At 43.9% G+C, this 11,509-nt stretch carries 10 protein-coding genes and 2 tRNA genes; 1 reads left to right on the forward strand and 11 read right to left on the reverse strand.

Annotated elements, in window-relative coordinates:
• The 7 genes from CCU_RS05925 to CCU_RS05955 form a co-directional block, all read right to left on the reverse strand.
• On the reverse strand, nt 1-1,128 hold a 1,128-nt coding region (locus CCU_RS05925), incomplete at its 3' end, for an LTA synthase family protein (protein ID WP_208896032.1).
• Between the two features lie 174 nt (nt 1,129-1,302).
• Nucleotides 1,303-1,374, reverse strand: a tRNA-Gly gene (locus tag CCU_RS05930).
• A 98-nt stretch (nt 1,375-1,472) separates the two neighbouring features.
• Nucleotides 1,473-1,544 (reverse strand) — tRNA-Gly (locus CCU_RS05935).
• A 96-nt stretch (nt 1,545-1,640) separates the two neighbouring features.
• Nucleotides 1,641-1,997: a heavy-metal-associated domain-containing protein gene (locus CCU_RS05940; protein ID WP_015533943.1), complete on the reverse strand. Its 357-nt coding sequence runs from the start codon at nt 1,995-1,997 to the stop codon at nt 1,641-1,643.
• Nucleotides 1,998-2,018: 21 nt separating this feature from the next.
• Nucleotides 2,019-2,501: a transcriptional repressor gene (locus CCU_RS05945; RefSeq protein ID WP_015533944.1), complete on the reverse strand. Its 483-nt coding sequence runs from the start codon at nt 2,499-2,501 to the stop codon at nt 2,019-2,021.
• A 107-nt stretch (nt 2,502-2,608) separates the two neighbouring features.
• A complete protein-coding gene (locus tag CCU_RS05950; protein WP_208896033.1) occupies nt 2,609-5,047 on the reverse strand; it encodes a sensor histidine kinase in 2,439 nt (812 codons plus the stop codon).
• Nucleotides 5,047-5,736: a response regulator transcription factor gene (locus tag CCU_RS05955; protein WP_015533945.1), complete on the reverse strand. Its 690-nt coding sequence runs from the start codon at nt 5,734-5,736 to the stop codon at nt 5,047-5,049. The genes CCU_RS05950 and CCU_RS05955 overlap by 1 nt, the downstream gene beginning before the upstream one ends.
• 213 nt (nt 5,737-5,949) lie before the next feature.
• On the opposite strand from CCU_RS05955, the gene CCU_RS05960 reads away from it, so the two are divergent.
• Nucleotides 5,950-7,143, forward strand: coding sequence for a DUF4317 domain-containing protein (locus tag CCU_RS05960; protein ID WP_015533946.1), 1,194 nt, complete (start codon nt 5,950-5,952; stop codon nt 7,141-7,143).
• Between the two features lie 64 nt (nt 7,144-7,207).
• On the opposite strand, the gene CCU_RS05965 is transcribed toward CCU_RS05960, so the two are convergent.
• From CCU_RS05965 to CCU_RS05980, 4 genes are all read right to left on the reverse strand, one after another.
• The gene (locus tag CCU_RS05965) at nt 7,208-8,155 is read right to left on the reverse strand and encodes a magnesium transporter CorA family protein (RefSeq protein ID WP_015533947.1); all 948 of its coding nucleotides are present in this window, start codon (nt 8,153-8,155) and stop codon (nt 7,208-7,210) included.
• Nucleotides 8,156-8,278: 123 nt separating this feature from the next.
• Nucleotides 8,279-9,820 carry a sodium:solute symporter family protein gene (locus CCU_RS05970; RefSeq protein ID WP_015533948.1) on the reverse strand — a complete coding sequence of 514 codons (1,542 nt, stop codon included), beginning with the start codon at nt 9,818-9,820 and terminating at the stop codon, nt 8,279-8,281.
• Nucleotides 9,821-10,138: 318 nt separating this feature from the next.
• Nucleotides 10,139-11,101: a calcium/sodium antiporter gene (locus CCU_RS05975; RefSeq protein ID WP_015533950.1), complete on the reverse strand. Its 963-nt coding sequence runs from the start codon at nt 11,099-11,101 to the stop codon at nt 10,139-10,141.
• A gap of 85 nt (nt 11,102-11,186) precedes the next feature.
• The coding region (locus CCU_RS05980; RefSeq protein ID WP_305803638.1) for a shikimate kinase at nt 11,187-11,509 on the reverse strand (323 nt) is incomplete at its 5' end.

Consider the following 11,509-nt stretch of genomic DNA (forward strand, 5'->3'; position numbering starts at 1 on the left):
CTTCTGAGTATGCTCCAGATTGTACATATACTCCATCGGGGTAAATGTATCAAATCCCATGTTTTTATACACCTTGTATCTGTCATAGAATGTACCATCATGATTGTGCATGGCATGTGTTGAATAACCATCAAGCTTCAGCTGTGTCGCCATGCTCTCTATGGTCTGCTTGCCAAGTATGGTCTTATATGGATACTCACCTGCACCGAAATATGCCACGTTAAATCCCGTGAGCACCTCAAATTCCGAGTTGGCTGTACCTGCACCAATCGCCGGCATCGTCAGGAATCCTGATGTACATTCCTCCTTCAGCTTTGTGAAATTCGGAATAGGATTCTCATTGAACGTGAGGCATTTTACATATGACGGATCCATGAATGACTCAAGCTGTACAAATATAACGTTTGGCTTGTCCTTGCCAAGCTTTGAATCCGTTGTGCCAACACTGTCCAAATCGTCCTTTATCTCAAGCATCTTATCCTCGCTGTAATCACTCGGCTGTCCTATACCTACATCGACCACACTGTTTGAGAAACAGTATACAAATCCATAATTGTTGTATGCCGTTGCAAGGTTTGCAAAATTATCTGATATAGTCTGTGCATTGAGCGCGATCTTGGTGAAGAGCATTACACAGAAGAATGTCGCAACTATAAACACAGTCGTTCTCGTTCTATATATATTGCCCGTAACCGTCGGCGATTTTATGAACAGAACTATGATGGCTGCCAGCGCAACGAACAGAAGCGCAGCTATGAGCACGATCTGCCATACATTAAAATATTTGTCTATGATAGTTATCGTATTCCTCGCCATAAGCATATCGATAGCTGAAAATGGCGTTATTCTGAATCCCAGAACTATGCAGTTCGTGATTCCAAGTATCAGCCATGCAAACGATATAACGCAGTATCCGAATATTCTCTTTCTCATGAGCAGCGAAAGTGTCAGCGTAAAGAAAATGATCGAACAGTTATACAGGAATATGAGCGGCTGATTCCACACATACGATATCGCCTTAAACAGCGAATGTCTTCCAAGAGCTTCCAGAACAACGTCCAGAACAATTGCAAGAACCAGACAGATAAAAACTGCTGAATGATGAAAATTCTTAAGTCTCTCTTTCATAATTTAATCATTACCTCGTAAAAATTATACTTTTTCTGATATTCAACGATTGTGATTGATTATATCACTACATGTCATTTATTCAATAGTAAAAATGTTTAAATTTTATTACCAATCGCTTCTGAGGGCAAAAAAAAATCAGGATTGAATCCTGAGTGTGAATTAATATAAAAGAGCGCGAGACGGGAATCGAACCCGCGACCCTCTCCTTGGCAAGGAGATGCTCCACCGCTGAGCCACTCGCGCTTATCTGTTGTGCTACCAACAACAATATGGATAATATCACACCGCCAGCAAACTGTCAACAACTTTTTTAAAATTTTAGCAACATGGAAATTATCCAGAGCGCGAGACGGGAATCGAACCCGCGACCCTCTCCTTGGCAAGGAGATGCTCCACCGCTGAGCCACTCGCGCTTATCTGTTGTGTTTTCAACAACAATATGGATAATACCACATCTTATTCGAATTGCCAACAATTTTTTGAAATTTTTACAATTTTTATTCAAGACTTTATCCTATACCGGTTACTGAGTATCCACACCTCTCTACACAGCTCTTAAGCTCATCATCAGATACTTCTCTTCCGAGCTTAACGACAGCCTGCTTCTTCTTGAGGTCGACTTTTGCGTTCACCTGGCTCAGACTGTTCAATGCATTCTGTACACGATCTGAACAGTTGCTGCAGTGCATTCCCTCTATGTAAATAGTCTTCACGGCGACAACATCCTTTATCTTGTCACCCTTGACCTTGACGGAACCACCGCCGCCACAGCAGCCTCCTTCTCCTTTAAAGTGCTTTGCAGAACTGATAACTGCACCCACTACTATAAGCACCAGTATGCACACTACCAATATTGTTCCACCCATTGTAGATCATCTCCTTCGTTATTAACAACATGAGCCACAGCCACAAGGCTTTACATTGACACCTGTCACCATCTGATTCTCAATATATCCGCCAGCCATAAGTCCTGCACGGATTATCCTGTTCCACTCTTTGGCCGAAAGCTCAATGCTGGATGAATCATCAAGCTCAATGACACAGGCATCCTCTATACCACAGTTGGCACCACAGGCAACCTTATACATGTTTTTACGGTTGATGGCTCCTATATCCTCCAGTGTATTCACCATTCTGTACACTGTAGCCGAGCCTATACGACTGTCCTGCTTGACCGCCTTATAATAAATCTCCTTGCAGGAAGAACACTCTTCCCCGAGTATTATGTCAAGGAGTATCATTCTCTGTCTGGTTATCCTGCATCCCCTTTCCCTGAGTCTGCTGATAACGATCTCTTTCTGCATCTCTGTACGCTGGATACCTGTATCATCTATACTCTTCTTGTCCGTCTCTAATCTTTCGTTAGTCATCATACACGCCTCCTTCTGATTGTTGATAATATTATCATCAAGGTTAGTATGCCCTAACTCAAATTAGTTGTCAATAACATTTTTCAATAAATCATGTTAATTTAATTTTATAAAGTACCATTATCTGTAAATATTATGGCCGCTTTGAACAGATCTCCGTCTATGCTTATAGTAAATCTGGCATTCATCAGAGTACACAGACTGTTCGCTATAGATAATCCCAGTCCGCTTCCCTCCGTATTTCTGGAGCTGTCTCCACGGACAAATCTCTCCATGAGCTCATCACTGGACACATTGAGCGGATCTCTGGATATATTCTTAAACTCCATCCTTACCTCGCCATCTCCGCGGATAACCGATGCGTAGACTCTCGTTCCCGGCATCGCATATTTGCTTATATTTGCAAGGAGATTGTCGAATACTCTCCACAGATGCTGTCCATCTGCCATAACCACCGCAGGTGTATCCGATCCCGTAAATACGACCTTAAGCCCTGCCTTGTCCAGTTTGTCTCCATACTCTCCTATTGCCTGTTCCAGAAGCATATTGGCATCTATCTCCGCCCAGTTTATCTGGATATTTCCCGTCGATGCTTTGGACGCCTCGACCAGATCCTCTATGAGTTTTTTCAGTCTCGCAGACTGTCTTGAGAGAACTTCTATATATTCCTGTCTTGTCTTCTCATCCATATCGCCCTTCTGCAGCAAATCAACATAGTTGATTATGGATGTAAGCGGGGTCTTTATATCGTGGGATACATTTGTTATGAGTTCTGTCTTCAAATGCTCGCTCTTCATTCTGGCCTCAACAGCCTTTGACATGCCGTCTCTTATCTGGTTGAGGTGTTCACCATGTGCGCGGAATACCCAGAACATCTTGCTTGTGTCCGCTTTCCTGTCCAGATTGCCCTCCGCCATCTCCTTTGCGCACTTGTATAACTCTTGTGTCTGTATGAGATATGCCACTATTCCGACTATGCACAGCCATTTTAAAATGATATAAATCACCACCCAAAGAAGGCCTCTCATGCTGCCTGCTGCCAGGATTGCCACAAAAATTATCTCTACTATAGTTATACCTATATAAGCCCATACGCCCTTCTGCGTCAGGGACATATGACTTTTCACATACCTGAAACAAGCTTTCGTCTTTCCTGCTATCCACTTCAGTGCGCGGATTATCAGGCAGTCTGCCCAAAATGTTCCCGCCTTCACCTTCGCAACCATATTGTTAAAGAAAAACAACGCCACAGAATATAGACATGCCACCGGCACCAGAAACGCAATGTACTGTATATTTTCTGATACAAATGTGTAGTTCCTATACTGGTTCACACATATGGATGCAATACCGCTTTCAACGCAGATCCCTACTGCTGCAGCAGCAGAGCATACTGCCATAGCCAGCACAAGCTCAGTCGGAGTTCTCTCAAATCTGCCGAGTGTGATCGTCTCCTTCCCTGTCTTTACACCGGCGTTGACCATTGAAAATATTGACATGACGATGCACAGCAGCAACATGACTGCAAATCCTGCCAGTATCCCCTTGCTCTTCGTCCTCCATATTCCAATGTATTGAACCATTTCCGGATTTGACGCTTTGATGTTGTCTACAGCAGCCGCCACGTCCACATAGCACTTTCCCGTGATATTTATAAATGAATATGCATCATAGCTTAGCACAAGACAACAGCCATTCCCAGATGAACTGCCAATCTCGTCTGCGTCGTCAAAATACAGTTTTTCAACTGAACTCGGGTAATGATCGCCATACATGATATCCTGTGTGGTGATAGACTTGCCATCCGCTGTCAATGCAGAATCTGTATCATCCTCCACAGTATCACTTTCTTCATATTCTTCATTATAAGTGTATTCGTCATAATATGGATCATCATTCCCCATCAGAGCATTGATATACTGCTCGCCCTTTTCCATATCGCTCTGTTTGTCAAACACAATATATCTTTTAACCGGAACTTCTATCGTGCTATCATAATCATTTGTATATATATTGTCGTCCAGCCGGGCTTCATCATTTATCAGCTTTATATTTCCGGTCATTACTTTTATCTTTCCATTATTGATGCTGACATTTGTATCATCACTGCAGGCTGCCGTCAGCATATAGCCGATATCATCTCGTTCAACTATATCCGCATACCGGTATGACGACTTGATCGCAGATGTTGTGTCCGCGTTGGTCAATCTCCGAAAAACATCATCCGCGGTTATAACCATATCTCCGTTATGATCAGCACTCACGAGCTGACTGTATGTTGTAATGCTTTCCAGCTGCGACCTTGTATCCTGGATGTAAGCCTTCACCTTTTCGGTAAGCGCATCATTTGTGTCCTCCACATAATCATTTACAAGCCTCTCATATGGCGCCGCGCCCTGATCACCATCACTGTACACTCCAAGGTAGCTTCCCTGCAGCACTAGACCGCCTGTATACAGCGTTCCATATGCCAACACCGCCACAAGAATATATATTCCAAGTTTGAAGAACACATTTCCTCGTATCTTATATATTGCCTTATCCACTATTTGCCCTCCATTCTGTATCCTCGCCCCCAGATAACCTTTATGTATCTCGGATCCGAAGGATTTATCTCTATCTTTTCTCTTAGATGTCTTATGTGGACTGCAACGGATCCTTCCGCTCCCATAGGATCCTCCTTCCACACCGCCTTATATATCTCCTTTGTGGAAAATACCTTTCCCACATTCTGCATAAGAAGTTTCAGGATGTCATACTCCGTCGGGGTGAGGGGCATAAGTTCACCGTCAAGTGTGACCTGTTTGGATTTGTCGTCAAGTTCTATACCTCCGATAACCAGCTTATCCTTTGGTGTCTCTCCGCCTCCCAGCTGCATGTAACGCCTGAGCTGGGACTTTACCCTTGCCAGAAGTTCCACCGGATTAAATGGTTTTGTCACATAGTCATCTGCGCCGACCTCAAGTCCCAGCACCTTGTCGGTATCCTCACTCTTTGCCGTAAGCATGATAACCGGCACATTGCTGCTCTCTCTTATCTTTGCCATGGCTGTTATACCGTCCATCTGAGGCATCATGACGTCCATGAGTACAAGCTGTATGTCATTAGAATTTACCATATCAACTGCCTCCATACCATTGTAAGCTTTATACACCGAATACCCAGCTGTCTTAAGATATATCTCTATAGCTGATACTATATCTTTTTCATCGTCACATATTAATATATTGTACATTTTTCATATCCTCACCTTTTTCGTATTTATCCTTAGCTTACCACAATCACCTCCTGTTCTCAATTATCGCCATACTGCCATTAAGAAACAACCATTATAAAGTTTAAGATATCTTTAAGACTTGTCATTATTTGTGGTATACTTAGGAGGCGGTCTGTCATTGCAGATGTTATAACGCAAAATATATCACTATATAGAAACGGAGTTTTATTTATGACAAAAAAAGACGTACTTGAGATAAGACACCTGTTTGCTCCAAAGGAATGCTCCATAAGCAAGATCCGCGGATGCTACGTGGACGGAGACTGCAACAAGGTGGCGACCATCAACGAACAGTTTCTCACCATGCCGGAAGAAGAAACATACAAATATTTTGAAATACTGAAAAAGACTTTATCAGGAAGCATTGGCAAGAATCTTGTCACCATGCCATTTCCTACCTCACAGGAGTTTGAAGGCGGCACACAGGAATTCCTGAATAAACTCAGAAAGAGCAAGCTTGAGAACGATGAGCTGATAAATGAGTTCTATGACAAGGTCATCGAGAACTACGATTACACCGGCAACTACCTCATACTGCTCATCCACGATACATATGATGTTCCGGGCAAGACAACCGACGGCATCATGATGGACGATGCATCAGACGAGGTGTATGACTATATCATGTGCTCCATTTGCCACGTCAACCTGTCCAAGGCGGGACTCAGCTACTTCGACGTTGAAAGCACATTCCACAACAGAGTCCGCGACTGGGTGGTCGACATGCCGGACATAGGCTTCCTGTTCCCGGCATTTATCGACAGGAGCACGGATATCCACAACGTTCTGTACTACACCAAAAAACCGGAGGAGCTTCACGACAGCTTCATAAGTAACATCCTTGGCACTTCTCTTCCTATAACTGCGGGAGAACAGAAGGATGTATTTCAGGAGATCGTGGCTGAGACTCTGGGAGATGACTGTAATTACGATATGGTAAGAACCATCCACGACAATCTGAACGAGATGATAGAACAGAGAAAGGACAGTCCGGAACCGCTTACTCTCTCAAAAAACACTATAAAGAACCTGCTGACAGAGAGCGGAGTATCAGACGAGAAGATGGCAGATTTTGACGCCCACTACGAGAAGGTAACCGCTGCGGCAGCACCGCCTGAGCAGCCATCTGAGAACCCGGAGGATGAACCGGCCATAGTTGTACCGCGTGAGAAGTCAACTGTCATGTACGCGACAAATGTTGCAAACACAAAAACATTTGAGGTAAAGACTCCTGATGTGGTCATCAAGGTGAATCCTGAGAGAACTGATCTGGTAGAGACCATGGAGATCGACGGAAGGAAATGCATCGTCATCCAGATATCCGATCAGGTCGAGGTAAACGGAATACCTATCAATAACAAATAACAAAGGCACAAAAAAGGACCACCGGCAGCAACAAAACCGCCGGTGATCCTTTTTTCTATCTGCCCTACTGTTTGAGCATCTTCTTTTTCTTCAATATAATAGCGATAACTATGCTTATCACAAGTATGATACCGCACACTATCTCAAATCCATATGGTACATTCGCAAATGGCATCCACTTCGTGCCCACATTCATTCCATACACACCGGATATAACTGTAGGCACAGCCATGACGATGGTTATGGCCGCCAGAAACTTCATGGCGTTGTTCAGTCTATTGTTGATGATGGTCGTCATGAGCTCTCTCGTACCACTTATGATATCCCTGTATATCTGTGTCATCTCGATAGCCTGCTTGTTCTCCACCAGAACATCGTCCAGCAGTTCCTTATCCTCCGGGTACTGCTTGATCCTGCCGTATCTTGTCAGCTTGTCAAGAACTACTCCATTCGCTCTCAATGATGTGGCGAAGTATACGAGGTTGGACTCCAGCTCGTGAAGATCTATGAGATCCGCATCCTCGGTCTCCTCCTGGATACGCTGCTCAATAAGGGTTCTTCTTCTGTCCATGACTCTCAGATAATACTGGTATGTGGTACAGTTCCTGTAGAGTATCTGGTACATGAACCTCATCCTCTTCTTGGTGCTGAACTCTCTCACCTTGCCCTCCATAAAGGCCTCAAGCACAGGAGTCTCCTCGGCGCATATGGTGATGATGCAGTCTGCAACCAGTATGATACCAAGAGGGATTGTTGTATATGCCTCTCGTTCATTTCTTATCTCTATAGAAGGAATATCCACGATTATCAGTGTGTAGTTGTCCTCCACCTGAACACGTGAGCTCTCCTCGTCATCCAGTGCGGCTCTGACATCCGCCAGATCTATCTCAAACCTCTCGGCTATGCTCTTACTCTCATCTATTGTTGGCTTAGTCATGACTATCCAGGCACCAGGACCATATTCCTGTATTTCACTCAAAATTCTGTCATCCGTTCTGTACAGTGTGATCATTCCCTGCGCCTCCTGCCACATAGATTACAGCATGCCTCAAATGCACATTACCGCCTGATAATATTAACATAAAAAACACGGCCTTTCAACAAAGTTTTGTGTAAAGACCGTGTAATATCTATGTTAGTCAAGTGCCTTCCTGTGAGCTACAGTAACTGTCTCCTCATAGCATGAGAATGCTTCCTCAACCTTCTTCTGGTCAGGCTTCTTTGTGAACAGACTCACAATAGGAACGATGATAAGTCCTCCAACCATGGCAACCGCACCGCAGTTGATAGGTGACTGCATCATTGCAGGGAACTTGAACAATCCCCATGTGTTGCTTATGAAGTTCAGTGTCATGATTCCTGTTCCCCATACAAAGCATGTCCAGCAAGCTGCAACAGTTGTCTTCTTCCAGTATAAGCCATACAGGAACGGAGCGAGGAACGCACCTGCTATAGCGCCCCATGAAACGCCCATGAGCTGTGCTATGAATGTGATACGGCTTGAGTACTGCACGATGGCTATGACAGCCGATACGGCAACGAACATGACAAGCATGATCCTCATGATAAGTATCTGCTTCTTCTCATCCATCTTAGGCGCAATGACTGGCTTTATAAAGTCTATTGTAAGCGTTGAGCTTGATGTAAGAACCAGAGATGAGAGTGTGGACATAGATGCTGAGAGCACAAGTATGACCACAAGTCCCATAAGGGCTGCAGGAAGCTTCTCAAGCAGATGTGGAATGATAGCATCGAATCCCTCTGTAGCAACATCGGTTCCTGTCAGTCTTCCAAAACCGCCGAGGAAATAGCATCCGCCGGCAACTACGATTGCAAACAGTGTCGACACAACCGTACCTGTCTTGATGGATCTCTCATCCTTTATGGCGTAGAACTTCTGTACCATCTGTGGAAGTCCCCATGTTCCAAGGGATGTCAGCACGACGACACAAAACAGATTGAACACGTCAGGTCCCAGGAATGATGCAAATACACCCGGTGTATCTGACACTGCAGGATCATTTATCCTTGCTAGGCTGTCTAGCGCGCCTGTGAGTCCACCATAGTTGTTGAGTACCGCATATATGACTGCCACGATTCCCACCAGCATGATGAGTCCCTGGATGAAATCGTTGATAGCAGTCGCCATGTATCCACCAACGATTACATATATACCTGTAAGGGCAGCCATGACGATTACGCATATCTTATAGTCAACATTGAACGCCATTCCGAACAGTCTTGAAAGTCCGTTGTACAGTGACGCTGTATATGGAATGAGGAAGATGAAGATGATGATCGACGAGAAAAGCTTCAATGACTTGCTGGAGTATCTCTTCTCGAAGAACTCCGGCATAGTTCTCGTGTCAAGCTCCTGTGTGAGCAGTCTTGTTCTTCTTCCGAGAACTACCCATGCCACCAGTGAGCCAAGCAGCGCATTCCCAATTCCTATCCATGTGGAAGCAATTCCGTACTTCCATCCAAACTGTCCGGCATATCCAATGAATATAACCGCTGAGAAGTAAGATGTTCCATAGGCAAATGCTGTGAGCCACGGGCCAACGCTTCTGCCCCCAAGAACAAATCCATTCACATCCTTTGTGTGTTTTCTCGAGTAAAATCCAACTCCAAGCATGATCGCAAAGAAAACAACAAGCATAATAACTTTGAGTACCATAGTATCCTCCCAATACATTTTTTATCCGCGGTTTGCTTTATCACGTCAAAGCGTGTCAACTTTAAAGTTTTGCGGTTTAAATTGCTATGTCTGATTATAAGTTATACCCATACCATAGTCAAGAAATATCCACAAAAAATACAGCGTGCGGCAATCGCTACACGCTGTATTTTTTTATTGAGATCTAATCAAGTTCATCTAAATCATAAAAATCATCCATACTGTAATAATCCTTGTCATCGTGACTTGTTATACACACCAACTCTTCCGGTTCATAATCATCACATAAATGACTATACCCCATTCATTTGATATCTGCTACATATAATTCTTGTACATAATATAAGCAAAATATACCGCATACACAGCCAGCATCACTATTCCGCCCGGCCTGGTGAGCTTCTTCTTTCTGACGCTGCACACCCAGAGGAGAACAGCAGCCACTATTGCCATGATGCCATCCAACAGGAAGTTCTGCTCAAACTGCACTGGAGTTATGAGCATTGTAGTTCCGGCAACGAAAAGTATATTGAATATATTGCTTCCAACTATGTTGCCTATGGCAATGTCTGTCTGCCCCTTTTTTGCCGCTGTGCATGATGTCACAAGCTCAGGAAGAGATGTGCCAAATGCCACTATTGTAAGACCTATGAGTCTCTCTGTCATTCCGAGCTTTCCAGCTATATATGATGCCGCATTTACAGTGAAATTGCTTCCGACCACGACCAGTGCTAATCCTATGATTATAAACAGTATAAGTCTCGGAGTCTTATCCTTCTCCGTGAGTTCTATAGAATCACTCTCGCTGTTGCCATTCTTCGCGCTGATGATCAGATATACCAAAAATCCAATAAACACTACATAGAATATCACACCCTCAAGTCTGCTGAGCACACCATCAAAATATCCCATGCAGAGTATCATGATCGATGCCACGATAACAAATGGTATATCTATCCTAAGTGTATTTTTCTTTATAGGAAGTGCTGCTATGAGTGCTGTCACTCCAAGGATGACAAGTATGTTAATAATGTTGCTTCCAAGCACATTTCCAACAGTGATCCCGGCTCCCGCAGGCGAAAGTGCCGCCTTTATGCTGACAGCTGCTTCTGGAGCACTAGTTCCCATGGCAACTATTGTTAAGCCAACTACCATCTCTGGTATGTTGCATTTGACAGCTATTTTAGACGCACCATCTACAAATACATCCGCTCCCTTTATCATAAACACAAATCCAAGCACAAGAAGCAGTATCTGACCTAACATTTTTAATATCTCCATACATTCCCTCCATTGTATATATGCTACATTTTTACCTCAGCTATATAAGCAGCTTTTCTATCCCTATCATGTGGCATATGACGTATTACAGATCTCTTCTGACAATTATCATGCCCGCAACGCTGTCCAGCAATTCCTCAATTCCAAGACCTTCCGCTTTGATATTGATATGACAGTACTTCTCATAAAGCTTTGTCCTCTCATTATACAAATCTTTCAGAGTCTGTCCATCCTTCAGCACCACGCCTCTTCTCTTGATATTGCCAAGTCTGTTCGCTATCTCCTCATATGGAAGATTGATATATATAACTGTATCCTCCGCCATGTATTTCTTCATGGCCTCAGTACAGTACACAGCGCTTCCACCTGTGGCTATGACTGCATGTTGGTCTGTGATACCCTTGTTCA

The organism is Coprococcus sp. ART55/1 (assembly GCF_000210595.1).
GTDB classification, from domain to species: Bacteria; Bacillota; Clostridia; order Lachnospirales; family Lachnospiraceae; genus Coprococcus; species Coprococcus aceti.

Excerpts from the sequence above, each read along its gene's own strand:
- CCU_RS05940 (WP_015533943.1), bottom strand. The coding sequence starts at position 1,997 with ATGGGTGGAACAATATTGGTAGTGTGCATACTGGTGCTTATAGTAGTG.
- CCU_RS05945 (WP_015533944.1), bottom strand. The coding sequence starts at position 2,501 with ATGACTAACGAAAGATTAGAGACGGACAAGAAGAGTATAGATGATACA.
- CCU_RS05955 (WP_015533945.1), bottom strand. The coding sequence starts at position 5,736 with ATGTACAATATATTAATATGTGACGATGAAAAAGATATAGTATCAGCT.
- CCU_RS05960 (WP_015533946.1), top strand. The coding sequence starts at position 5,950 with ATGACAAAAAAAGACGTACTTGAGATAAGACACCTGTTTGCTCCAAAG.
- CCU_RS05965 (WP_015533947.1), bottom strand. The coding sequence starts at position 8,155 with ATGATCACACTGTACAGAACGGATGACAGAATTTTGAGTGAAATACAG.
- CCU_RS05970 (WP_015533948.1), bottom strand. The coding sequence starts at position 9,820 with ATGGTACTCAAAGTTATTATGCTTGTTGTTTTCTTTGCGATCATGCTT.
- CCU_RS05975 (WP_015533950.1), bottom strand. The coding sequence starts at position 11,101 with ATGGAGATATTAAAAATGTTAGGTCAGATACTGCTTCTTGTGCTTGGA.